18 protein-coding genes and 3 pseudogenes are annotated in these 23,885 nt (G+C 75.0%); 10 read left to right on the top strand and 11 right to left on the bottom strand.

Features of this window, described 5'->3' with window-relative positions:
* Positions 1-86, top strand: a pseudogene (locus tag ABT112_RS12370) (SGNH/GDSL hydrolase family protein); the annotation flags it as partial.
* A 34-nt stretch (positions 87-120) separates the two neighbouring features.
* Here ABT112_RS12370 and ABT112_RS12365 read toward each other — a convergent pair.
* Together ABT112_RS12365 and ABT112_RS12360 are read right to left on the bottom strand one after the other, a co-directional pair.
* Positions 121-783, bottom strand: a complete 663-nt coding sequence (locus ABT112_RS12365; RefSeq protein ID WP_351508467.1) for a LuxR C-terminal-related transcriptional regulator — start codon at positions 781-783, stop codon at positions 121-123.
* 510 nt (positions 784-1,293) lie between these two features.
* On the bottom strand, positions 1,294-1,938 hold the full coding sequence (locus tag ABT112_RS12360) for a DUF3000 domain-containing protein (RefSeq protein ID WP_351508465.1): 645 nt from the start codon (positions 1,936-1,938) through the stop codon (positions 1,294-1,296).
* Between the two features lie 92 nt (positions 1,939-2,030).
* Between ABT112_RS12360 and hemE the strand changes: the two genes are divergently transcribed.
* Positions 2,031-3,101 (top strand): uroporphyrinogen decarboxylase, encoded by a 1,071-nt coding sequence (gene hemE / locus ABT112_RS12355; RefSeq protein WP_351508462.1) that lies wholly within the window; start codon positions 2,031-2,033, stop codon positions 3,099-3,101.
* A 136-nt stretch (positions 3,102-3,237) separates the two neighbouring features.
* Here hemE and ABT112_RS12350 read toward each other — a convergent pair whose 3' ends face one another.
* Complete coding sequence (locus ABT112_RS12350) at positions 3,238-4,431, bottom strand: putative hexosyltransferase (protein WP_351508460.1); 1,194 nt, start codon at positions 4,429-4,431, stop codon at positions 3,238-3,240.
* A gap of 129 nt (positions 4,432-4,560) precedes the next feature.
* Positions 4,561-5,967, bottom strand: a complete 1,407-nt coding sequence (locus tag ABT112_RS12345) for an FAD-dependent oxidoreductase (RefSeq protein ID WP_351508458.1) — start codon at positions 5,965-5,967, stop codon at positions 4,561-4,563.
* Positions 5,968-6,149: 182 nt separating this feature from the next.
* Between ABT112_RS12345 and hemG the strand changes: the two are divergent.
* Both hemG and hemQ read left to right on the top strand, forming a co-directional pair.
* Positions 6,150-7,583: pseudogene (gene hemG / locus ABT112_RS12340) on the top strand (protoporphyrinogen oxidase); the annotation flags it as partial.
* A gap of 84 nt (positions 7,584-7,667) precedes the next feature.
* Positions 7,668-8,399, top strand: a complete 732-nt coding sequence (gene hemQ, locus ABT112_RS12335) for a hydrogen peroxide-dependent heme synthase (RefSeq protein ID WP_351508454.1) — start codon at positions 7,668-7,670, stop codon at positions 8,397-8,399.
* A gap of 134 nt (positions 8,400-8,533) precedes the next feature.
* Here the strand turns inward: hemQ and ABT112_RS12330 are convergent, their stop codons facing one another.
* The 4 genes and pseudogenes from ABT112_RS12330 to ABT112_RS12315 all read right to left on the bottom strand — a co-directional run bounded on the left by ABT112_RS12330 (position 8,534) and on the right by ABT112_RS12315 (position 14,267).
* Positions 8,534-10,153 (bottom strand): alpha/beta hydrolase, encoded by a 1,620-nt coding sequence (locus tag ABT112_RS12330; protein ID WP_351508451.1) that lies wholly within the window; start codon positions 10,151-10,153, stop codon positions 8,534-8,536.
* 323 nt (positions 10,154-10,476) lie between these two features.
* Entirely contained in the window at positions 10,477-11,988 is a 1,512-nt protein-coding gene (locus tag ABT112_RS12325) for an MbnB/TglH/ChrH family RiPP precursor modification enzyme (RefSeq protein ID WP_351508449.1), read from the bottom strand.
* Positions 11,989-12,168: 180 nt separating this feature from the next.
* Positions 12,169-13,029, bottom strand: a complete 861-nt coding sequence (locus ABT112_RS12320) for a DUF4142 domain-containing protein (protein ID WP_351508447.1) — start codon at positions 13,027-13,029, stop codon at positions 12,169-12,171.
* 374 nt (positions 13,030-13,403) lie between these two features.
* Positions 13,404-14,267, bottom strand: a pseudogene (locus ABT112_RS12315) (peptidyl-tRNA hydrolase).
* Between ABT112_RS12315 and ABT112_RS12310 the strand changes: the two are divergent.
* The 3 genes from ABT112_RS12310 to ABT112_RS12300 are packed head-to-tail and all read left to right on the top strand — an operon-like array spanning position 14,236 to position 16,647.
* Entirely contained in the window at positions 14,236-14,913 is a 678-nt protein-coding gene (locus ABT112_RS12310) for an AIM24 family protein (RefSeq protein WP_351508445.1), read from the top strand. The pseudogene ABT112_RS12315 and the gene ABT112_RS12310 overlap by 32 nt on opposite strands.
* A 1-nt stretch (position 14,914) precedes the next feature.
* Positions 14,915-15,982: an ATP-binding cassette domain-containing protein gene (locus ABT112_RS12305; RefSeq protein WP_351508443.1), complete on the top strand. Its 1,068-nt coding sequence runs from the start codon at positions 14,915-14,917 to the stop codon at positions 15,980-15,982.
* Positions 15,979-16,647, top strand: a complete 669-nt coding sequence (locus ABT112_RS12300; RefSeq protein ID WP_351508440.1) for an ABC transporter — start codon at positions 15,979-15,981, stop codon at positions 16,645-16,647. The genes ABT112_RS12305 and ABT112_RS12300 overlap by 4 nt, the downstream gene beginning before the upstream one ends.
* Positions 16,648-16,704: 57 nt before the next feature.
* Here the strand turns inward: ABT112_RS12300 and ABT112_RS12295 are convergent, their stop codons facing one another.
* The 3 genes from ABT112_RS12295 to zapE form a co-directional block, all read right to left on the bottom strand.
* Positions 16,705-17,910 (bottom strand): polysaccharide deacetylase family protein, encoded by a 1,206-nt coding sequence (locus ABT112_RS12295; RefSeq protein ID WP_351508438.1) that lies wholly within the window; start codon positions 17,908-17,910, stop codon positions 16,705-16,707.
* 135 nt (positions 17,911-18,045) lie between these two features.
* Positions 18,046-19,410: an alkaline phosphatase PhoX gene (locus ABT112_RS12290; protein WP_351508435.1), complete on the bottom strand. Its 1,365-nt coding sequence runs from the start codon at positions 19,408-19,410 to the stop codon at positions 18,046-18,048.
* Positions 19,411-19,745: 335 nt separating this feature from the next.
* Positions 19,746-20,813: a cell division protein ZapE gene (gene zapE, locus ABT112_RS12285; protein ID WP_502975320.1), complete on the bottom strand. Its 1,068-nt coding sequence runs from the start codon at positions 20,811-20,813 to the stop codon at positions 19,746-19,748.
* Between the two features lie 232 nt (positions 20,814-21,045).
* On the opposite strand from zapE, the gene ABT112_RS12280 reads away from it, so the two are divergent.
* The 3 genes from ABT112_RS12280 (at position 21,046) to murC (ending at position 23,883) form a co-directional block, all read left to right on the top strand.
* Positions 21,046-21,834 carry a pyrimidine reductase family protein gene (locus tag ABT112_RS12280; RefSeq protein ID WP_351508431.1) on the top strand — a complete coding sequence of 263 codons (789 nt, stop codon included), beginning with the start codon at positions 21,046-21,048 and terminating at the stop codon, positions 21,832-21,834.
* Positions 21,835-21,954: 120 nt separating this feature from the next.
* Entirely contained in the window at positions 21,955-22,422 is a 468-nt protein-coding gene (locus tag ABT112_RS12275; RefSeq protein ID WP_351508429.1) for an indole-3-glycerol phosphate synthase, read from the top strand.
* Positions 22,423-22,464: 42 nt separating this feature from the next.
* Positions 22,465-23,883 (top strand): UDP-N-acetylmuramate--L-alanine ligase, encoded by a 1,419-nt coding sequence (murC, locus tag ABT112_RS12270; RefSeq protein WP_351508428.1) that lies wholly within the window; start codon positions 22,465-22,467, stop codon positions 23,881-23,883.
* Positions 23,884-23,885: the final 2 nt, after the last annotated feature.

Below are 23,885 nucleotides of genomic sequence, written 5' to 3'. Positions count from 1 at the left end.
CGACCGATCACATCCACCAGAACAGCCGCGGAGCCGCCCTTGTCGCCGAGGCCATCGACACCTGTCTGCCGACCCAAAGCGCGTAGCCGGTTCCGTCGGCGGGCGCCTGTGCGGTGTCGGTCAGTGAATGATGCCGGTCCGGAGTGCGACCGCCACCATGCCGGCCCGGTCCCCGGTGCCGAGCTTGCGGGCGATCCGGGCGAGGTGGCTCTTCACGGTCAGCGCGGACAGGCCCATGGAGACGCCGATGGCCTTGTTGGACTGGCCCTCCGCAACCAGCCGCAGGACCTCGACCTCCCGGCCGGACAGCTCCCGGTAGCCGCCGGGGTGCCCGGGGGCGCCCGGGGGGCGGCGCTGCATCCGGGCCGCCGCCGCGCCGACCGGCACGGCACCGGGCCGCCCGGGGATGCCCAGGTTGGTGCGGGTGCCGGTGACGACGTACCCCTTGACGCCGCCCGCGAGCGCGTTGCGTACCGCGCCGATGTCGTCGGCGGCGGAGAGGGCCAGACCGTTCGGCCAGCCCGCGGCGCGGGTCTCGGACAGCAGGGTCAGCCCCGAGCCGTCGGGCAGATGGACATCGGCGACGCAGATGTCGCGGGGGTTGCCGACTCTGGGGCGGGCCTCCGCGATCGACGACGCCTCGATGACATCACGCACGCCGAGCGCCCACAGGTGGCGGGTGACGGTGGAGCGGACACGGGGGTCGGCGACGACGACCATGGCCGTCGGCTTGTTCGGGCGGTAGGCGACCAGGCTTGCGGGCTGCTCGAGAAGAACGGACACCAGGCCTCCTGAGGGGGAGTGGTGGGACGTGGGCCGGCCCAGGGGAAGTCGGGGCGATCCATGCGGGAAGGGTCACAGGTTCCTTCGGCAGCAAATCCGGGCAGCTTTAGTCAATGATCACGATTTGGTGAGTAACAATTCGGGCAATTCGGATGCGTGATCGATCGTCAGGGGCGCGGTGGGCGAGCCGGCCTGCCCGGCGCCGGACGGGAGCCGCGCGCGGGGGCCGCACCAGCGCGGGGAGCGGGTGCGGGGCGCGGGCGCGCGGCATGCGGAGCGCGGTGCGGCGGCTCCGGAGCGGGCGGCCACGCGCGCCGGTGCGTGCGGGGCGGTGTGTGCGGGGCGGGGCGGTCTTCCGGCGGGGGTGGTGAGCCGCCGGTGCGGTCGGCGGCAGGCCGCGGCCGGTTGTGGCGGAGTGGCGTCCAGCGCGGCGCACGCCCGTTCGTACGCCGCGCGTGCCACGGCTCCGGCGCTGCCCGGCCCGCCGCCGTGGGCCCTGCGGGGAGTGGGTCAGTGGGGCGGCTGCGGGCCCCGTCGCTGCGGCAGGGTGACCACGGCCCCGTCCGAGCCGCCTGCGGGCGGCAGGCCCGCGATCTGGCACAGCAGCTCGCACCAGGCGGCCAGGTGGGCCCCGGTGTCCGGCACGCCCCCCTTGCCCTCGCGCGGCGTCCACGAGGCGCGGATCTCGATCTGGGTGGCCGGGGCCCGGTTCGCGAGCCCCCCGAAGTAGTGCGAGCCGGCCAGCGTGACGGTGCCGCTCGGCTCCTTGTAGTCGACCCCCCGCGCCTCGAACGCGCCGGTCAGCCACGACCAGCAGACCTCGGGGAGCAGCGGGTCGGCCGCCATCTCCGGCTCCAGCTCCGCCCGGACGAGCGTCACCAGCCGGAAGGTGCCCTTCCAGGCGTCGTGGCCCTTCGGGTCGTGCAGCAGGACGAGCCGCCCGTCGGAGAGGTCCTGGTCGTCCTGGACGACCGCCGCCTCCAGGGCGTAGGTGAACGGGGCGAGCCGCTGCGGCGGACGCGCCGGTTCGATCTCCATCTCGGGCCGGAGCCGGGCTGTGCGCAGCGCCTCGACCGCCTGCCGGAACGGCAGCGGGGCCTCGTCCCCGTCCGTGTTGTCAGCACCGTCCGCAAGGTGTCCCTGAGCCGCAGCCATGCGGGGAAGACTAGGCGGAACGGGAGCCGGGGACGCGTAGGGACACCCGGGAGGCGGCACCCTCTTGGCGGGCGCGTGCGAAGATTTGGTGCGTGAGTGCCATTGAACGCCCGACGGGCCAGCAGCAGACCAGCACAGCCGTAGCCGAGTCGGTGTTCCTGAAGGCGTGCCGCCGCGAACCGGTGTCCCACACGCCGGTGTGGTTCATGCGGCAGGCCGGGCGCTCGCTGCCCGAGTACCTCAAGCTGCGCGAGGGCATCCCGATGCTCGACTCGTGCATGCGCCCCGACCTCGTCACCGAGATCACCCTGCAGCCGGTCCGGCGGCACAAGGTCGACGCGGCGATCTTCTTCAGCGACATCGTCGTCCCGCTCAAGGCCATCGGGATCGACCTCGACATCAAGCCGGGCGTGGGCCCGGTCGTCGCCCAGCCCGTGCGGACCCGCGCCGACCTGGAGCGGCTGCGTCCGCTGGAGCCGGACGATGTGCGGTACGTCGCCGAGGCCGTCGGCATGCTCACCGGCGAGCTCGGGTCCACCCCGCTGATCGGCTTCGCCGGGGCGCCGTTCACCCTCGCCAGCTACCTCGTCGAGGGCGGCCCGTCCCGCAACCACGAGCACACCAAGGCCATGATGTACGGCGACCCGGAGCTCTGGGCCGACCTGCTCGACCGGCTCGCCGACATCACCTCCGCCTTCCTGAAGGTGCAGATCGAGGCGGGCGCCTCCGCGGTGCAGCTCTTCGACTCCTGGGCCGGCGCGCTCGCCCCGGTCGACTACCGCGGCTCGGTCCTCCCCGCCTCGGCCAAGGTGTTCGACGCGGTCGCCGGGTACGGCGTGCCGCGCATCCACTTCGGCGTCGGCACCGGCGAGCTGCTCGGCCTCATGAGCGAGGCCGGCGCGGACGTGGTGGGCGTCGACTGGCGGGTCCCGATGGACGAGGCCGCCCGCCGGGTCCCCGGCAAGGCGCTGCAGGGCAACCTCGACCCGGCCGTGCTGTTCGCGCCGCGCGGCGCCGTGGAGGCCAAGGCCCGCGAGGTGCTGGACGCCGCCCGCGACCTGCCCGGCCACATCTTCAACCTGGGCCACGGCGTGCTCCCCAGCACGGACCCGGACGCGCTCACCCGGCTCGTGGAGTACGTCCACACCGAGACGGCGCGCTAGAGCAGGCCGGCCGGCTCCGGTCCGGCGCCTCCCGCAGGGGCGGCGGCGTGGGGCAAGAGCCGCCGGCAACGAGAACCGGGCGGGAACGGCACAGTGCGCCGTCCCCGCCCGGTTCTCGTGGTGTCGTTCCGGCAGGTCAGGGCGGGCCCGAGCCCAGCAGGGTGAAGGCCCCGTACGCCGCCGAGGCGAGCACCGCCGCGCCCAGCACCACGGCGGTGCGTGCCGGGCGCAGCTTCAGCAGGGCCACCGCCGGGGGCAGCAGCAGGGGGAACGCGGGCATCATCAGGCGCGGCCGCGAGCCGAAGTAGCCCGCCCCGACCAGGGACACGAACACCATCGCCGCCGTGTACACCAGCAGCGGCAGCGGCATCCGCTGCCGGACGCAGAGCCACAGCAGCCACCCCAGCAGCGCCAGCGCGGCGCACAGCCCCAGCCCCGCGAGGAGGTTCGTGGTGAGGTGGTGCCAGACGAATCCGGCGAGCGCCACGCCGCCGTCGAAGCCGTTGCCCCACTGGCCCTGCACCTCGAAGTAGGCGAACAGGCTGCCGTTGCGCACCGCCACATAGAGCACGTAGGCCAGCCAGCCCAGCGGCGCCAGCAGCACCCCGAGCAGCATCCGGCCGTGCTCGCGCAGCATCCGGCCGGGGCGGGCGCCGGCGCGCCAGGCCTGGAAGAGGACGACCGCCGCCGGTATCCACACCGCCGCGACCACCGCCGCCGCCGACGGCCGGGTCAGCCCGGCGAGCACCGCGAGGCCGCCCGCCCAGACCCAGCGCCGGGTCAGCACCGCGTACACCGCCCAGGCGGCCAGCGCGGTGAACAGCGTCTCGGTGTAGGCCATCGACTGCACGAACGCCGTCGGGTACGCCCCCCACAGCACCGCGAGGATCAGCCCCGCCCGGCGGCCGTGCAGCAGCGCGCCCGTGGCGTAGATCCCCCAGGCGGCGAACAGCGAGGCGGTCCAGCTCACCAGCAGCCCCGCGTCCGGCACGCTCAGCGGGGAGAGGGTGGAGATCGCCCGCTCCAGGGCGGGCATCAGCGGGAAGAAGGCGAGGTTCGAGTGGACGTCGCCGTTCGGCAGGTGCACCTCGTAGCCGTAGCCCCCGGTCGCCACCCGGGCGTACCAGAGGGAGTCCCAGCGGGCGCTGAGCAGCGTGTGCGGGCTCTTCCCGGCGACCGACGCGGAGATGCCCAGGACGATCAGCCCCACCGCGCGGGCTCCGGCGTACGCGAGCAGTGCGGGCGCGGCGGCGCGCAGCGAGGCGGTGGCGCGGTCGCGCAGGGACGGACTCGGCGGGGACTCGGTCACGGTCCGGGTGAGTTCGGGCATGGGGGCGATTATCACGGTACGGGCGAGTGCCCCGGGACAGCGGGGAGGGCGGGATTCCGCAGATCCCGGGCCTGGCGGGGCCGTAGCCGCTCCGTCCCGCCGGGGCCGTGAGCCGTTCCGTCCCGCCGCCTACCCCTCGCCCAGCCCCTCGCCCCGGCTGTCCCGCGCCACCGCGGCCGACGCCTTGCGGGCCGCCACCAGCACCGGGTCCCACACGGGTGAGAAGGGCGGCGCGTAGCCCAGGTCGAGGGCGGTCATCGCCTCGACGGTCATCCCGGCGGTGAGCGCCACCGCGGCGATGTCGACCCGCTTGCCCGCGCCCTCGCGCCCCACGATCTGCAGGCCCAGCAGGCGGCCGGTGCGGCGCTCGGCCAGCATCTTCACCGTCATCGGCCGGGCGCCCGGGTAGTAGCCGGCCCGGCTCGTCGACTCGACGGTGACCGTCACGTACCGCAGCCCGGCGGCGGTCGCCTCCGCCTCCAGCAGCCCGGTGCGGGCGATCTCCAGATCGCACACCTTGCTGACCGCCGTGCCCACCACCCCCGGGAACGTCGCATAGCCGCCGCCCGCATTGGTGCCGATGACCTGGCCGTGCTTGTTGGCGTGCGTCCCGAGGGGGATGTGCCGGGTGCGGCCCGAGACGAGGTCCAGCACCTCGACGCAGTCGCCGCCCGCCCAGATGTCCTCCCGGCCCCGCACCCGCATCGCCAGGTCGGTGAGCAGGCCCCCGGAGTCGCCGAGCGGCAGCCCGGCGCCGCGGGCGAGCGAGGTCTCGGGGCGGACGCCCAGCCCCAGCACCACGAGGTCCGCCGGGTACTCCGCCCCCTGCGTCAGCACCGCCGCCACCCGCCCCGCGTCCGTGGTGCGGATCCCGGTGACCTCGGCGCCGGTGACCGTCTCGATGCCCAGCCCGCACATGGCGTCGTGCACCAGCCGCCCCATGTCCGGATCGAGCGTCGCCATGGGTTGGCCCGCCCGCTCCAGCACGGTGACCTCGCAGCCCCGCCGGACCAGCGCCTCGGCCATCTCCACCCCGATGTACCCCGCCCCCACGACGACCGCGCGCAGCCCCGCGCCCCGCCCGCCGAGGGCGTCGACGAGCGCCCGGCCGTCGTCGAGCGTCTGCACCCCGTGCACCCCGTCCGCGTCGAAACCGGGCAGGTCCGGCCGGACCGGCCGGGCGCCGGTGGCCACGACCAGCCGGTCGTACCCCTCCCAGCGCTCGCCGTCGTCCGCGTCCAGGTCCCGCACCCGCACCCGCTGCCGGTCGGGGTCGATCTCGGTGACCTCGGTCCGCAGCCGCAGTCCGATGCCGCGCCGGCGGTGCTCGGTGGCGGTGCGGGCCACCAGGGCGTCCGGCCCGTCGACGTCACCGGCGGCCCAGTAGGGGATGCCGCAGGCGGAGTACGAGGTGTACCGGCCGCGCTCGAAGGCGATGATCTCCAGCTCGCCGGGGCCCTTCAGCCTGCGGGCCGCGGACGCCGCTGCCATGCCCGCCGCGTCCCCGCCGATCACCACCAGCCGCTGCGCCGCCATCGCCCGTGCTCCCTCCGCCGTCCGGTGCCGACCACGCTACGTGCGGGCCGGTCCCGGCAGGGCCCCTTCCGGCCGCCTGTTTCTGCGGACGGCGCGGTCGCGGACGGCGCGGTCGCGTCCGGCCGGGGAGTGCTACCGGTCGGCCCGCGCGGCCGGGGCCCGGGGCGGGAAGCGACGCCCGGTCTGAGAGAGTTGAGCCCATGAACGAGGCGGACGCGCGTACGGCCCATGTCGTTGTCGTCGGAGGCGGAATCGCGGGGCTGGCCGCCGCGCACCGGCTGACCGGAGCCGGAGCACGGGTGACCGTCCTGGAGGCTTCCGACCGGCTCGGCGGCAAGCTGTGGGCGGACCGGATCGAGGGCGCGCCGGTCGACCTCGGCGCGGAGTCGATGCTGGCCCGGCGCCCGGAAGGCGTCGACCTGGCCCGCGAGGTCGGCCTCGGGGCCCACCTCCGGCCGCCCGCCACCACCTCTGCCTCGCTGTGGACCCGCGGCGAGCTGCGTCCCATGCCCACCGGTCATGTGATGGGCGTGCCCGCCGACCCGGCGCCGCTGGCCGCGTCAGGCGTCCTCTCCCCGGAGGCGCTCGACCGGATCGCCGGGGAGCCCGGACTGCCGCCCACCGAGGTCGGCGAGGACGTCGCCGTCGGCGCGTACGTGGCCGCCCGCCTCGGCCGGGAGGTCGTCGACCGGCTCGTCGAACCGCTCCTCGGCGGGGTGTACGCCGGAGACGCCTACCGGATCTCGATGCGGGCCGCCGTGCCGCAGCTCTTCGAGGCCGCGCGCACCCACCCCTCGCTCACCGAGGGCGTCCGCGACATCCAGGCCCGGGCCGCCGCCCGGCAGCAGACCGGCCCGGTCTTCATGGGCATCGACGGCGGCATCGGCCGGCTGCCCCTCGCCACCGCCGACGCCGTCCGGGCGGCCGGCGGCGAGATCCTGCTCGGCGCCGGCGTGGAGAAGCTGCTGCGCCACGGCACCGGCTGGACCGTCGTCGCCGGCGGCCGGCCCCTGGAGGCCGACGCGGTGGTCCTCGCGGTGCCCGCCCCCGCCGCCGCCCGGCTGCTCGCCGGCGACTCCCCGGCCGCCGCCGCCGAGCTGTCCGCCGTCGACTACGCCTCGGTGGCCCTGGTGACCCTGGCGTTCCGCGCCGCGGACGTCACCGGGCTGCCCGAGCGCAGCGGCTTCCTCGTGCCGCCGGTCGACGGCCGCACGATCAAGGCATCCACCTTCTCCAGCCGCAAGTGGAGCTGGCACACCGACGGCGAGGACGCCGACCCGGGGCTCTTCCTGCTGCGCACCTCCGTCGGACGGTTCAGCGACGAGGCGGTGCTCGGACGCGACGACGCCGGCCTCGTCCAGGTGTCCCGCGACGACCTGCGGGACGCCGTCGGCCTCACCGCCCGGCCCGTCGCCACCCGCGTCACCCGCTGGACGGACGGGCTGCCGCAGTACCCCGTCGGCCACCTCGGCCGCGTGGCCCGTATCCGCGAGGAGGTGGCGAAGCTGCCCCGCCTGCGGGTGTGCGGCGCGGCCTACGACGGCGTCGGCATCCCCGCGTGCGTCGCGAGCGCCCGGACCGCGGCCGACGAGGTGCTGGCCGGCCTGCGCGGATAGCTCCTCGGGGCCGACGGCAGCGGAGCGTGCCGCCGGGCCACCCCTGGCGCCGGGCACCCTCGGCGGGGAGCGAGAATGGGCAGCATGACTGCAGCTGCTCAGACTCCCGAAACCGGCAAGGGCCCGAACGCCGGCAAGAAGGCCAAGGACCTCAACGAGGTCATCCGCTACACGCTCTGGTCGGTGTTCAAGCTCCGCGACGTGCTGCCGGAGGACCGGTCCGGATACGCCTCCGAGGTGGAGGAGCTGTTCGAGCAGCTCGCCGCGAAGGACGTCACCGTGCGCGGCACCTACGACGTCTCCGGCCTCCGGGCCGACGCCGACGTCATGATCTGGTGGCACTCGGAGACCTCCGACGCCCTGCAGGACGCCTACAACCTCTTCCGCCGCACGAAGCTGGGCCGCGCGCTGGAGCCGGTGTGGTCGAACATGGCGCTGCACCGCCCCGCCGAGTTCAACAAGTCGCACATCCCGGCCTTCCTCGCCGACGAGGTCGCCCGGGACTACGTGAGCGTCTACCCCTTCGTCCGCTCCTACGACTGGTACCTGCTGCCCGACGAGGAGCGGCGTGCGATGCTCGCCGACCACGGCAAGATGGCCCGCGGCTTCCCGGACGTCCGGGCCAACACCGTCGCGTCCTTCTCGCTCGGCGACTACGAGTGGATCCTCGCCTTCGAGGCGGACGAGCTGTACCGCATCGTCGACCTGATGCGGCACCTCCGGGCGTCCGAGGCCCGGCGGCACGTGCGCGAGGAGGTGCCGTTCTACACCGGACGGCGCAAGGCCGTCGCCGATCTCGTGGCGGGGCTGGCCTGACGCCTCCGGCCTGACGAAGGGCGGATCCGGTCCCGAAGCCGGATCCGCCCTCCCCCAGGGGCCCTTGCACGGTGCCCGCCCGGACCGCACGGCCTCACCGGGCACGATGAGCGCCCGTTCGAGGCGCGCGCCGGTCAGATGCCGGGGCGGGGCACCGCGCGCAGTTGGCGCTCCGGCACCTGGTGCTCACGCGGGTCGGGCTCGGCGTGCGGCCCGCAGTACGCCTTCGCGCCCGGGGTACGGCCGCGCAGCAGGTACTCCTCGAAGTGCCGGTTCACACAGGCGTTCTCGCCCTGCGCGATGCCGTGCGTCCCCGCCCGGCGCTCGGTGACCAGCGACGATCCGGCCAGCCTGCGCTGGAGCTCCAGCGCCCCCGCGTACGGGGTGGCGGCGTCCCGCTCGGCGGCGAGGATCAGCACCGGGGGCAGCGCGCCCGCGGTGGTGCGGACGTCGAGGGCCTGCTGCCGGGGCTCCTGCCAGTACGCGCACGGCAGGTTCATCCAGGCGTTGTCCCAGGTCTCGAACGGAGCCGACCGGGCCAGCAGGGTGTTGTCCCGGTCCCAGGTGGCCCAGCTGGTGGGCCAGGGCGCGTCGTTGCACTCCACCGCCGTGTAGACGGCGAGCGCGTTCTCGTCCTCGACGGCGTCCTCCGGGCGCGGCCGGGCCTGGTCGACGAGCTGCTTCGGCTTGCCCTGGAGGTACTGCGACAGGGCCTGGGCGCGGCGAGGCCAGTACGCGTCGTAGTAGCCGACCTTCAGGAACGCCGCCTGCAGCTGCTCCGACCCCACCACCCCGCCGGCCGGCTCGCGTTCCACCTTGGCGCGTGCCTTCTCGTAGGAGGCCAGCACCGCCTGCTGGGTTGTGCCCAGGTGGAAGACGGAGTCGTGCTTGGCGACCCAGCGGCGCCAGTCGGCCCAGCGGCTCTCGAAGGCGAGCGACTGGTCCAGGTTGGCCTGGTACCAGATCTGCTTCGGGTCGGGGTTGACCGCGCTGTCGAGGACCATCCGCCGCACCTTGCCGGGGAACAGCGTGGCGTAGAGCGAGCCCATGTACGTGCCGTAGGAGGCGCCGTAGAAGGTGAGTTTCTGCTCGCCGAGCGCCGCGCGGATCACTTCGAGGTCGCGGGCGTTGTTGAGCGAGGTGTAGTGCCGCAGCGATGTGCTCATCCGGGAGGAGCAGCCGTGGGCGTACGCCTCCGCCCTGGCCCGGCGGACCTGCTTGTACTCCTCGGACGGGTGGAGCGGCAGGTTCGTGGGCGCCTTGGCCTGCTCCGCGGAGTCCTGGCAGGAGACCGCCGCGGAACGGCCGACGCCGCGCGGTGCGTAGCCCACCAGGTCATAGGACCTGGCCACGGACTTCCACTCGGGGAGCGCCGCGTACAGCGGGAACGCCATTCCGGAGGCCCCCGGGCCCCCGGGGTTGAACAGCAGCGCGCCCTGGCGCTCCGCCCGGGTGCCGGCGGCCCGGGTACGGCTGACGGTGAGGGAGATCTTCCGGCCGTCCGGCTCGGCGTAGTCCAGCGGCACCGAGACGGTGCCGCACTGCGCGGGGCTCGGCAGGTCCTCGGTGCGGTGGCAGCGCCCGAAGCGGACCCCCGTGGCCGTGGCGCGCTGCACGGCGACGGCGGTGCCCCGCGCCTCGGCGGTGTCACCGGGCGTGCCACCGGGTGGCGGGGAGAGGCTTCCGGCAGGAGTGGCGACGACTGCGGTCAGGACCAGCGACCCGAGGGTGCCGTACAGCACTGCTGCTCTCACAGGGTCATCCCCTCATACGAAGAAATATGACAAGGGATGATCAGTGGGGAAAATGCCGAAGTAAAGGACCGTTCCGCGTGTCGGGGCGGAACCGCCCGACCGGCCCAGCAGGGGTGGCGCGGGGCCGTGTGGACGGCGTAGTGGGGGCGGGGCGCGGGCCGTGCGGATGGTTGCGCAGGGGCGCGTCGCCGTGCGGACGGCGTGACGGGACGCGGGACGCGGGACGTGCGGCCGTGCGGCCGTGCGGCCGCTGCGATGGGGCGCGATGCCGAGTGGTCCCGGGAGACCGCCGCAGGGGGCGGTCCGTCGGCGTCCCCACCCGGTCAGTGCGTCCGGCGCATCCCGGCGAGCAGGCGGGCGAGACGGCCGCGCGGCAGCGGCGCGGGGCCGGAGCGCTCGCGCCACCAGGCCTCCAGCCGCCGCCGCACCGCGGGGTCCGGCGCGTGCCCGGAGCCGGGGCGGTGCAGCAGGTGCTCCGCGAAGTCCAGGGCGTCCCGGCGGTAGCCGCCGGACATCGGGCGGGTCCGGGCATACCGCAGGAACGCCGGCCGGTAGCCGCTGCCGAGCAGGTCCGGCAGTTCGGGGGCGACCTTGGCGACGACATCGGCGCGCTTGGCGCGGAGGGCACGGCTCTGGACCCGCAGCCGCCCGTGGTCGAAGCCCTCGGGCGCGGGGGTGCCCGCCACCAGGGCGGAGAGCAGGGCGGTCTGGGCGAGCGCCAGCCGCTGCCGGGCGGCGTCACCGGCCGCCGCGGCCTCGCCGTCGGGGAGCGAGGCGGCGTCGACCGGCTCCGGCGGGAGCGGCTCGGCCGAGCCGGCGGCCTCGGACGGAGCGGCGCCCTCGGGCGGGGTGCCTTCGCCGGCCGGGTCGGCGTCGCCGGGCCGGGGGCTCTCTCCGGAGGGGACGGCCGGTTCGGCCGGGCCGGTGGCATGCGGGGCGGCGGCCCGTTCCGCGAGGGCGGGCACCGGTGCCGGGGAGGCCGTCCGGCCCGCCGTCGTGGTGCGCCCGTCCGCGGAGCGGGCCACCACTCCCCGGATGGTGTCGAGTTCGGCCGCGAGCTCCCCGGGCGGCGGGAAGTCCTCGTCCCGTTCCAGCAGGACGCCGGGCGGGTCGGTGCGGGAGCAGAGGTCGGCCAGCACCTCCAGCACCGGCTCCGTCACCGGATGGGCGTGGCTGTCGTGCCACACCCCGTCCTTCTCCACGCCGCCCGCCACATGCACGTAGGCGATGGCGTCGACCGGCAGCCCGTCCAGCGCCGCCGCCGGGTCCTCGCCCCGGTTGACGCGGTTGGTGTGGAGGTTCGCGACATCGATGAGGAGCCGTACGCCCGTCCGTTCCACCAGCTCGGAGAGGAACTGCCCCTCCGTCAGCTCCTCGCCCGGCCAGGCGATCAGCGCGGCGATGTTCTCCAGGGCGAGCGGCACGGGCAGCGCGTCCTGCGCGATGCGCACGTTCTCGCAGAGGACGTCCAGGGCCTCGCGGGTGCGCGGCACCGGCAGCAGGTGGCCCGCCTCCAGCTCCGGCGAGGCGGTCAGCGGGCCGCCCGCCCGGACGAACGCGATGTGTTCGGTGACCAGCGGCGCTCCCAGGGCCTGGGCCCGCTCGGCGAGTGCGGCGAGCCGGCCGGGGTCCGGCCGGTCGGCGCCGCCGAGCCCCAGCGACACCCCGTGCGGGACGATCGTGGTGCCGCGCTCGCGCAGCCGCTGCAGCGGCTCGGGGAGGTGGCCCGGGCAGATGTTCTCGGCCACGACCTCGACCCAGTCCAGACCCGGCAGTTCCGCCACGGTCCCGGCGATCTCGGGCCGCCATCCGATGCCCGTACCCAGGCGCTCCATCGTTCGCCCCCTCCCTCGCGTGCTGTCCACAGGTGCCCGTGTGATGGCCCCCGCATGCCGGGCCGAACCCCGCGGCGCCGTGGTTCAGAGGTTGATTTGAGGTTCGGCGCGTGCGACCGGCCCGGGGCGCCGGCCGCAGCCGGGCCCCGGGCCCGTCGGGGTCAGGTCCCTCCCCGGGGCTCAGTAGCCCCCGGAGGTCGTATCGGGTCCGCCCGGCTCGACGCCGGATCCGCCCGGCTCCACGCCGGATCCGCCGGGGTCGGTCCCCGTGCCGAGCTGCGGCTCCGAGGTGGAGCCCGGGGCGGGCTCGCCCGTCGGCGCGGCGGACGGCTTGGACGTCGTCTTCACACCGTCGCCCGGGACGACCGGGATCGGGGCGGGGATGTTGGTCGAGCTGGGCGGCGGCGGGCCGGTCGGCTGCGCCGGGGGAGCGGTGGCCACATCGTTCACGATCGCGTCGAAGTCGACCATGCCGGTGCGCTCCAGCATGGTGATGTGGTCGAGGACCGTCGCATTGGCGTCGTCGGCCATCTGCCGCACGAGCGTGTTGCGGGTGGTGTTCCGGATGTTGCCTATCGCGCCGAAGATCTTGCCGTGCGCGGACCGCAGGAGCATGGCGAACTTCCGCTGGTACTCCGTGCCCTGCGCGTCCGAGAGCTCCTTCAGCCAGCCCTGCTGCTGCGCGTTCGGCTGGTTCGGCAGCTCGACCCCGAGCTTCGCCGAGATGTCGCGGACGCGCTTGTCGAGGTCCGTGTGCCCGACGATCAGGTGGTCCCCGGCATCCTTGATCGCCTTCGTGGGCGCGCGCTCCATCGCCTGCTGCCCCGCCGGGAGCTCCCACAGTCCGGCCAGCCGCACCTTGACCAGGAAGTCCCGGTCGACGGCGGACAGCGGGCCCCACTTGGTGTCCACGCTGTCGATGGACGGGTTGTTCGTTCCGGGCCCCGCCCGGTCGGCATAGGACCACACGGGATAGATCAGGGCGCTGAGCGTCGCGACGAGCGCCACGATGATCAGCTTGGTCGCGTTGATGTGTCGCAAGGTGTCTCCTGCAGGGGCGGCACACGGGGGTGCACTCGGCACAGATGCCGGGCCGGCCGGATCTGCGGCCGAAGCGGGTCGAGTTCGGTCAGCCGAGCGCCGACCGAGCGGACGGTCGAGCGGCGTCGAGCGGCTGAGCCGGGGCCGTACGGCACGGGCTGGACTTCAGGGGCATCTCTCGACGCGGTGACCTCCCTCGACGGGCTGGGGACGGCGGGCCGTGGGGGGAGTGGCCCGGGGCGTGATGGTGTGCGGGTGGCACGGATGAGTACGCAGCGCGCCCGCCGCGCGTTCAATGCGCTCCGAAGGAATACCGATGGGTAGCCGGACGGGCCGCGGGAGTTGTGCTCCCGCGCTGGAGGACGGGGCGGGGGTCAGCCGGTCCGCAGCGCCGGATGGTCCGCGATGACCGTGGCCGAGCCGGGCGCGATCTCGGTGAAGCCCGCGTCCCGGACGACGGGCAGGCCGGCCGCGGTGAGCCGTTCCCAGTGGGCCGGGTCCGGGGTGCGCACCCGCAGGGCGAAGTCCGCCGCCCGCCAGGCATCCCGGTCCGCGGCCGACAGCCGCCACCAGGCCAGCTGGGCGCCGTGGCCCGCCTGGGCCATCGCCTTGCCGGCCGACATCGTCACCGCGGGGTTGAGCCACAGCACCGGTCCGGCCGTCTCCGGTGCCGCGGGCGGCTCGGGGTCGTCCAGTTCGGTGCCGGAGACCTGGAGCTTGACGAGCTCCTTCGGCCAGCCGTCGAGCGGAACCGGCGGGAAGACCCGCACCTCCGCGGACGCCCCGGTCACGGTGATGCCCGGCAGACCCTCCGCGCGCCGCCACTCCGCGCCGCGCGCCCGCCGCACCACCTTGCGGATCCGCGCGTCCTGTCAGTCCCGCACGGCCTCGGACCACGCGCCGTCCTCGTCCGTCGCGCGCTCGTCGGACAGCAGGGTGAGCACCGCGCGGGCCGCCGTCTCCAAGGCGTCCGTACGCGCCGGGGGAGCGGCGCGTTCCAGCCGGACCACCAGCGGCAGGACGAACTGCGGCGCCGCGTCCCGCTCGGTCGTCCCGGCCCGGAACGGACCGGGGCCGGAACCGGCGCAGGGGGCGGTGCTGCTGGGGCTGGTGTCGGCGTTCGTCACCCGTCCAGTCTGACAGCAGCGGGCGCGGCGGCTCCGGAGGGTGTTGGCGGAGCAGATTGTTCCGGGGGAACATGCCGCCATGCACAGCGATCTCTTCGCCTCCCGGAACATGGCCGAGCCGGCCACCGCGCCCGGCATGACCCTGCAGAACTCCAAATCGATCAAGTACGCCGTGCACGGCGAGTGCTACGCGCGTCAGGGTGCGATGGTCGCGTTCCGCGGGGATCTCCAGTTCGAGCGGCGCAGTCAGGGCATGGGGAACTTCCTCAAACGCGCCGTCACCGGCGAGGGTCTGGCCCTGATGGCCGTCCGGGGCCAGGGCGAGGCCTGGTTCGCCCACGAGGCCGCGAGCTGCTTCATCGTCGATCTCACCCCCGGCGACAGCCTCACCGTCAACGGCCGGAACGTGCTCTGCTTCGACTCCTCCCTCTCCTACGAGATCAAGGTGCTCAAGGGCGCCGGGATGACCGGCGGCGGCCTCTTCAACAGCCAGTTCAGCGGCCAGGGCAAACTCGGCATCGTCTGCGAGGGTGAACCCATCGTCATACCCGTGTCCCCGCAGGCCCCGGTGTGCGTCGACACCGACGCGGTCGTCGGCTGGAGCTCCGCGCTGCAGACCTCGCTGCACCGTTCGCAGAGCTTCGGCTCGATGCTGCGCGGCGGTTCGGGCGAGGCGGTGCAGCTCCGGCTCGACGGCGAGGGCTTCGTCATCGTCCGGCCCAGCGAGGCCGTGCCCGAGCGGAAGACCGGCAACTGACGTGGAGCTGCGCGGTGTCGGCCGCCGCTACGGGCTCGGCGGCCCCTGGGTGCTCCGCGGCGTCGACCTCGACCTGGCCCCGGGCACCCTGGTGCGCGTCGAGGGCGGCAACGGCAGCGGCAAGTCCACGCTGCTGCGGCTCCTCGCCGGCATCGACACCCCCAGCGCCGGGCGGATCGCCGGACGGCCGCGCACCGCGTACGTCCCCGAACGGTTCCCCGGCGGGCTGCCCTTCGACACCCTCGGTTACCTCACCCACCTCGGCCGGGTGCACGGGCTGCGCGGAGAGGCGGCCGCCCGGTCCGCCGACACCTGGCTGACCCGCTTCGGCGCCGACGGGCACGCCCGCACCCCGCTCGCCGAGCTGTCCAAGGGCACCAGCCAGAAGGTGGCGGTGGCGCAGGCCCTGATGGCCGGCCCCGGCCTGCTCGTCCTCGACGAGGCCTGGACCGGCCTGGACCAGCAGGCCCGCGGCGTCCTCGACCGGGCCGTGGCCGAACGCGTCGCCGACGGCGGCACCGTGGTCTTCGTGGACCACGACCCGCGCCGCCTCGCGGGCGCCACCGACGCGGCCCACCGGGTCGAGGACGGCGGCCTGGTCCCGGTACGGCGCCGCTCCGGCACCGACGAGGAGGACGGCCCGCGGGTCCGGATCGAGGCCGAGGGCCCGCCCGGAGCCGAACCGCCGGCCGGACTGCCCGGCCTCCCGGCCGCGGAGCCCACGCCGTCGGGGACCACCCGGCTCACCGTCGCCGCCGCGCACTCCGACGCCCTGCTCCGCGCCCTGCTCACCGCCGAACCGCCCTGGCACGTGCACGCGGTGACCCCGGCCGGGCCGGGCACCGGGCCAGGCACCGGAACCGGAACCGGAACCGGGACCGCCGGCCCGGGCCCGGGCCCGGAGACCGATGTGCTGCCGGCCGCTGGCCCGGATAGGAGTCCGGACGCATGGTCAGCCCCCGACCCGGAACCGGACGCCCGGCCGGCGGGCGGCCCGGAAACGGATACCCGGCCCGGCCCGGAACCGGACGCCCGGCCGGCCGCCGGCCCCGAAACGGAGGCCCTGTGACCGCCCTCGTCCGCTACCAGGCCGCGCTGCTCCTGCGGTCCCAGCGCTGGCTGCCGCCGGTGCTGCTGTACGCGGCGTTCCTGGTCGTCTCGGTGCAGGCGGGGCAGCCGGTGCTGGACTCCCTCGGCTACGCCGCGGCGGCGCTGCTCCCCGTCACCGCCTGGCTGGTCCGGGTCTGCGCCACGAACGAGCCCGCAGCGGCGCGGCATTGCGCCGCCGCCGCTGCCGGGGCCGCCCGGGTGCACCTGGCCGCCGTGCTCGTCGCCCTGCTCGCGGCGGTCGGCCTGGCGGCCGTGACGACCCTGCTGGTGGCCGTGATCAGCGATCCCCACAGCGCGGACCGTCAGGTGAGGGTGCCCGTGCTGCCCGCCGCCGCGGCCGGATTCCTCGGGGCGCTGGTCTGCGCCCTGCTGGGCACGGCCGTCGGAGCCCTGTGCAACCGCCCGCTGCTGCACAGCACCGGCCGTGCCGTGCCGGCCACCGCGCTCGCCGCCCTGCTCGTCCTCGTCATCGGCGGATCGCCGGCGAACGCGGCGGTCACCGGGCTCGTCACCGGATCGCTGACGGGCACCGTGACCCTGCCCTGGCTGCCGCTCGCCGCCTCCGCCGTCCTGGCGGCCGCGGCGACGGCCACCGCCTGTGTGCTGAGCGCCCGCCGCCCCTGACCGCCGGTGCCGTCAGGGGCGGCGGACGGGTGCCCGCTGTCATCCGTCCCGTACGGCTCAGGGATTCGGCACCGGCATCCACGATCCGCCGGCCCTCCGCGGGGCGACGGACCCAGCGGAGGAAGCCGTGGACGCGGACGCGGCGGAGGCCGACGGGGCGGCGGAAGCGGACGGAGCGGCGGAGCGGGAGGGCGCCCCCGCGCTCGGCCGGACCGATGCGCCCGCGCTCGGCGCCCCGCCGCCCGGCCGCGCGGCTTCCGGCTTCGCGGCACTCGGCTTCCCTGCATTCGGCTTCTCGGCGCTGGGCTTGTCGACACCGGCGACACCGGGCTTCTCTGTACCGGGCTTCGCGGCGCTCGGCTTCGCCGGACGCTTCTCGGCCGCCTCCTGCTCCGCGGCCACCAGCTCCGACACGCGCACGAAGCGGTAGCCCTTCGACCGGAGTTCGGGCACGATCCGCGCCACCACCTCGTCCGTCACCGGCGCCGTGCTGAGCGAGCTCCGCAGGTCCACCACCGATCCGGGTCTGACCTGCGCCAGCACCCGGTCGGCGACCTTCCGGGTGTCGGTCGCGCCGGCGTCCCCGCCCGGCACGTCCCACCGGACGGCCGTCATCCGGGTGGGCGCGACGGCCTTGAGGGTCCGCTCGTCGAAGCACTTCTCGGGGAAGCGGACGTACGGCATCTGGCGTTGTGCCCCGGCCCGTCGGATGGCGGTCACGGTCCGCTCGACCTCCTTGCGCAGGTCCGCGGCCGGCCGCTTCGCCTGGCACGGGGAGGCGGCGGGCCGCTCGCCGGCGTGGACGGCCGCCTCGAACAGCGGGTCGCGGCCGATGGATCCCGCCTGCTCGGCGTACTCGCGGGTCCACCGCTCCGTCAGGAAGAAGGTGGCCGGGACCTTCATCCGGCGCAGCGTGTCGGTGAGGGCCGGGTTGTCGAAACGCTCGCCGCCCGCGGCCCGCGCGCTCTGGTCGGCGGCCATCGCCGCGTCGAAGCTGAGCGCCACGGTCCTGGCGCCCTCGCGCGGCCCGTGCGAGAAGACGGGGGTGAGCCCGCCGGGGCCCGGCGGCAGGGCCGGCGCCGCGGGCTGCCCCGCCGCTCCGCCGGGCGACTTGGAGGGTGCGGCACCGGCCGCCTGTCCTCCTTCGGGCTCGGCGGCGGCTCCTCCACACGCCGTCAGGGCCACGGCGCACAGCGGAAGCAGAGCCCGGCCGAAGGACTGGAACATCCGGGAGCGGGCCCGTGGCCCGGTGGAGTCGATCATGCTCGGAGAGTAACCGCGCCCGCGTTGATCGGCGCGCTGTCGTCCCCCGCCCGATGCTCCGGCCAGGTGCCCGGCGCTCCGCCGGGCACCTCGCCCGCGGCCGATCGATGCCCGGCCGCGGGCGCCGCGGCGGGCTCAGCGCCAGGGGCCGGTGACGGCGAACGTGGTGCCCGGGGTGTAGCAATTGACGTACATGGTGCGGCTGTCCGGGGCGAAGGTGACGCCGGCGAACTCGCCCCACTCCGGCTTGTCCGGGGTGCCGATGTTCTGCCGGCCGCGGGCCATCGGATACACCTGTCCCTGCCGGGTGACCCCGTAGACGTGCTGGGCGCCGTTGCCGTCCTCACACACCATCAGCCCGCCGCCGGGCGCGAGGGTGATGTTGTCCGGCGATTCGCCGGGCAGCTGCACATCGGTCCTCGATCCGAAGCGCACGACCAGGGTCAGCCGACGGCGGTCCGGGTCGTACCGCCACACCTGACCGAAGTGATCGGCGGCCGAACCCTCGGCGCGCTTGGCGAAGCTGGAGACGAAGTACACCGAGGAGCCGCCCCAGTAGCACCCCTCCAGCTTCTGGGCGTGGGTGATGCCCCGGGACCCGAAGTCCTGGAGCCGGACCGGGGTCTGCCGGGCCAGCGGGTCGGGCACGGTCACCCACTCGATGCCGTCGAAGCTCGTGCCGGTCCGGCGTACGGCGGACAGGTCGGCCACTCCCGGGACCCGCATGGCCTGGAGCCGGCCGCCCGCCCGCAGCGATCCCGTCCCGCCGAGCGGCTGCTCCGGCAGGAAGCGGTAGAAGAGGCCGAACGGTTTGAGGAAGGCGTCCTCGGTCTCGTAGACGATGCCGCGGACCGGGTCGACGGCGATCGCCTCGTGCTGGAAGCGCCCCATGGCGGTGAGGGGCACGGCTCCGGTGCGGTGCGGATCGCGCGGATCGACCTCGAAGATGAAGCCGTGGTCCTTGGTGTAGCCGTTGGTCCCGGCCTTGTCCTCGGTCTCCTCGCAGGTCAGCCAGGTGTGCCAGGGGGTCGGGCCACCGGCGCAGTTGACCGCGGTGCCGGCGATGGCGACCCGTTCGTCGAGCACGCGGTTGCCCGCGTCGAGCTCCAGGGCCGTGCAGCCGCCGGCGGCGGCCGGGTCGTACGTCAGCCCCGGCACGGCCGGTACGCGCAGTTTCGCGGTGACCCGGTTCTCGTGGTTGCGCACCAGATGGGTGCGGCCTTCGCTGCCGGGCAAGGCGGCCATGCCGTCGTGATTGCTGGGCACCGGGCCCTCTCCCGAGCGGAGCGGGTCGCCCTCGCGGGAGAGCACGGTGTAGCGGAAGCCCTGGGGGAGGTCGAGCAGCCCGTGCGGGTCGGGAACGAGCGGGCCGTAGCCGGTGGCGCCCTTCTCCAGTGCGGCGGCCGAGCCGGCGAAGAGCTCCTGGACGCTGCCGGAGAAGGCGATCGTCGCCCCCAGCGCTCCGGTACGGGCGAGGATCTGACGTCGTGTCGCGGACATGGGCAACTCCCTGCTGGCGGACAGGAAATATGACCGGCTGTGTGTATCACGCGCTTCGTCCCACGGGAACCACCCGCGCCGTGCCGCCCTGCGGACGCCTCGGCCGCTCACGCCCCGGGCGGGCGCGTTCCGCGGGCCGGTGCCGCGCCGATCGCCTGCGTGCCGGGCGTCCCGGAGGGCCGCTGAGCACCGCTTGCCGCGTGGTGGAAGCGCTCTCCGCGCGTGGCGGGGGACGCCGGAGAGGCCGACGGCCGCAGAAGCCCGCACCCCGGCCCGGCGCGGGTGCCGCGCCGAGCCGGGGCGCGGGGTGAAGGGTGCCGCGCCGGGCGGGGGTGTCAGGCCTCGATGAGCGTCTTCGCGTCCCGCGCCAGCGCGGTGAGCCGCGAGATGGCCCGGAAGTACTTCTTCCGGTAGCCGCCCGCCAGCATCTCCTCACTGAACAGCCGGTCGAACGGCAGGCCGGAGGCCAGCACCGGCACCTCCCGGTCGTACAGCCGGTCCGCGAGGACCACGAGGCGCAGCGCCGTCGACTGGTCCGGCACCGGCGTCACCCCGGTGAGGCAGACGGCCCGGACCCCGTCGCAGAGCGCGCCGTACCGGCTCGGGTGGACCCGGGAGAGGTGGCCGAGGAGGTCCGGGAAGGCGTCCAGGGTGGCGCCGTCGGTGCGCCCGGCGGCCCGGGTGACCTGCTCGTCGGTGAACGGGGCCGGAGCCTCGGGGAGGCCGCGGTGCCGGTAGTCCTCGCCGTCGATCCGCAGCGGGCGGAAGTGCGCCGACAGGCCCTGGATCTCGCGGAGGAAGTCCGCGGCGGCGAAGCGCCCCTCGCCCAGCTTGCCGGGCAGCGTGTTGGAGGTCGCGGCGAGCGCCACTCCGGCCTCGACGAGCTTCCCGAGCAGGGTCGAGACGAGGACCGTGTCGCCGGGGTCGTCGAGCTCGAACTCGTCGATGCAGAGCAGCCGGTGCTCGCTGAGCGTCCGCACGGTCTGCTGGAAGCCGAGCGCCCCGACGAGGTTGGTCAGCTCCACGAAGGTGCCGAAGGCCTTGCGCTCGGCGGGCGCCGGCGTGGCGTGCCAGAGCGAGGCGAGCAGGTGCGTCTTGCCGACGCCGTAGCCGCCGTCGAGGTAGACCCCGCGCGGCCCGCTGGGCGCCGCCGGCTTCCGGGCGAACCAGCGCCGCTTGCCGCCCCCCGCCGCGCCGGCCCCGTGCAGGCCCGCGGCGAAGCCGCCGAGGACCTGCACGGCCTCGGCCTGGCTGGGCTGCGCCGGGTCCGGGACGTAGGTCTCGAAGCGGACCGAGTCGAAGCGCGGCGGCGGCACCATCTCCGCGACCAGGCGCTCCGCGGGCACGTGCGGCTCACGGTCGCACAGCGCCTGCGGTGCCCCCGCGGGGGACGGGGCGGCTATCGGGCTCGGCTCGGAGGCAGAAACGGAGGACGACACAGCGGACCAGCCTAGTCCCTCCCGTCGCGGCCCCACGACGCCGCAGCTCACGGCGGTGCGGGCGCGGTCCACCTGCCTTCCTGGAAGAGCGACCGGAAGAGCGAGAGCTGTGCCCCGGAACCGACCGCGCCGCCGCCCCCGGAGCGAACGAGCCGCACCGCACCCCCCTGCGGAGCGCCGTGCCACACTGCACGGCATGCGACGCCTGCTCCCGCCGACCGCCGATGCCACCGCCCCCGACCGGCCCGAAGGCCGCGAGTGGAGCCTCGACGAGCTGGCCGACGCCTACGCCTACCCCGCCGCGCCGCCCGACCGCCCCGGGCGGGCCTGGCTCCGCGGCAACATGGTGTCCTCCGTCGACGGCGCCGCCCACCACGATGGCCGCTCCCAGCCGCTGTCCTCCAAGGCCGACATGCGGATCTTCGGAGTGCTCCGCGGGCTCGCCGACGTGGTCGTGGCCGGCGCCGAAACGGTCCGGCAGGAGGGCTACCGGCCCGCCCGGGCCCGCGAGGCGTTCGCCGCCCGGCGCGCCGCCCTCGGCCAGGCCCCCGCGCCCGCCATCGCCGTGGTCACCGCCAGCCTCGACCTCGACTTCACCCTGCCGCTCTTCACCGAGCCGGCCGTCCCCACCCTCGTACTCACCGGCGCCGCGCACCACGCCGACCGGGCCGAGGCCGCCCGCGCCGCCGGCGCCGACGTCATCATCGCCGGTGAAGGCGACGGCGTGGAGCCGGCCGCGGCGGTCCGGGCGCTCGCCGAGCGCGGCCACACCCGGCTGCTCACCGAGGGCGGCCCCCGGCTGCTCGGTCAGTTCGCCGCCGCCGGGGTACTCGACGAACTGTGTCTGACTCTCGCGCCGCTCCTCACCGTCGGCGCGGCCCCCCGGATCATGGACGGCCCCGGAATCGAGGAACCGGAACGCTTCGATCTCACGTCCGTCCTCGAAGAGGACGGGTACCTTTTCACCCGCTACCGTCGGATCTGACAATCAGCGGAACCGGCCGCACCGGTCTGTTCCGCCGGGCCCACATCCGCGCAGACACCTGCGGACACGTACCGGAGGGCGCTGCAGGCCCGTGGGCCCGCGAAGACGAAGGGCCCTGCCGTGTTCACGACCGTACTGATGATCGAGAAGCCGCTGGTTCCCACGGATGTGGAGCTCGTCACCACCCTCCACGGCGACGACCCGTCCTCCTTCGTCGTCCTCATGCAGCCCCACGGCGATCAGGACCGGCTGCTCCGGGCCCTGGACGACGTCGCCCTGGGCGAGCTGGACGAGGCCGTCCACGAGAGGGACGAACCGGCCGGAAACGCCGCCCTCCAGCCCGCCGAGCGCGCGCTCAACCACTCCCTCGAGGCGCTGCGCGCCGCCGGCAGCCAGGCCGTCGGACAGATCGTCGAGAAGCGCCCGCTCGACCTGCTGCGGTCCGTCGTCGAGGAGACGAACGCCGACGAGGTGATCGTGCTGACCCGGCCGCACCTGGTGGAGGAGTTCTTCCACCGCGACTGGACCTCCCGCGCCCGGCACCAGGTCGGCGTCCCGGTGCTCAAGCTGTACGCGCACACCGAATAGGCTGTCCGCGTTCACCGACCAGCGACCCGGGGAGACTCCACGATGGCACCGGCCGTTCCGTCCGCCATGGACCGACCGCACTTCATCGGCATCGGCGGCGCCGGGATGTCGGGCATCGCGAAGATCCTCGCCATGCGCGGGGCGAGGGTCGCGGGCAGCGACGCCCGCGACTCCGCCACCGCCGAGGCGCTCCGCGCGCTCGGCGCGACCGTGCACATCGGGCACGCCGCCGGGCACCTCGCCGACGATGCCAGTTGTGTCGTCGTCTCCAGCGCCATCCGCGCCGACAACCCGGAGCTCGCCCGCGCCACCGAGCTCGGCATCCCCGTCGTGCACCGCTCGGACGCCCTGGCCGCGCTGATGGAGGGGCTGCGCCCGATCGCCGTGGCGGGCACCCACGGCAAGACGACCACCACGAGCATGCTGGCCGTCGGCCTCACCACGCTCGGCCGCGACCCCTCCTACGCGATCGGCGGCGACCTCGACGTCCCCGGCTCCAACGCCCGGCACGGCGCCGGCGACATCTTCGTCGCCGAGGCCGACGAGAGCGACCGCAGCTTCCACAAGTACGCGCCCGAGGTCGCGATCATCCTCAATGTGGAGCTCGACCACCACGCCAACTACGCGTCGATGGACGAGATCCACGAGTCCTTCGACACCTTCGTCGGCCGGGTCCGGCCCGGCGGCACGCTCGTCGTCTCCGCCGACCACGAGGGCGCCCGGGAGCTGACCCGGCGCGTCCGGGGCCGCGACGGGCTGCGCGTGGTGACCTACGGCGAGGCCGACGACGCCGACGTGCGCATCGCGAAGATCGCCCCGCAGGGCCTGACCAGCGAGGTCACCGTCCTGATCGACGGCCGCACGGTCACCTTCACCGTCTCCGTCCCGGGCCGCCACTACGCGGGCAACGCCGTCGCCGCCCTGGCCGCGGGCGCCGCGCTCGGCCTCCCCGTCGAGGGCCTCGCCGAGGCCCTCGGCTCCTACACCGGCGTCAACCGGCGGCTCCAGCTCAAGGGCACCGCGGCCGGCGTCCAGGTCATCGACTCCTACGCCCACCACCCCACCGAGATCGCCGCCGACCTGGAGGCCATCCGCGGCGGCGCGGGGGAGGGCCGGGTGCTCGTGGTCTTCCAGCCGCACCTGTTCAGCCGCACCCAGGAACTGGGCACCGAGATGGGCGACGCGCTCACCCTCGCCGACGCCTCCGTCGTCCTCGACATCTACCCGGCTCGCGAGGACCCCGTCCCCGGGGTCACCAGCGCCCTGATCATCGACGCGGCAGCCGCCCGCGGCGCGGACGTCACCGCCGAGCACGACAAGACGGCCGTCCCGGACCTGATCGCAGGAATGGCCAAGCCCGGTGATCTCGTTCTCACCATGGGGGCGGGCGACGTGACCGAACTGGGCCCCCGCATCCTGGCCCGGCTGGAGGACAGCGGCCTCGCCCGCCCGACGAGCTGAGG

It is taken from the genome of Streptomyces sp. NPDC002055, from assembly GCF_040296705.1.
Classification (GTDB): Bacteria; Actinomycetota; Actinomycetes; order Streptomycetales; family Streptomycetaceae; genus Streptomyces.
The sequence above is the reverse complement of the archived record's forward strand: the minus strand, read 5'-3'. Positions and strand labels throughout refer to the sequence as shown.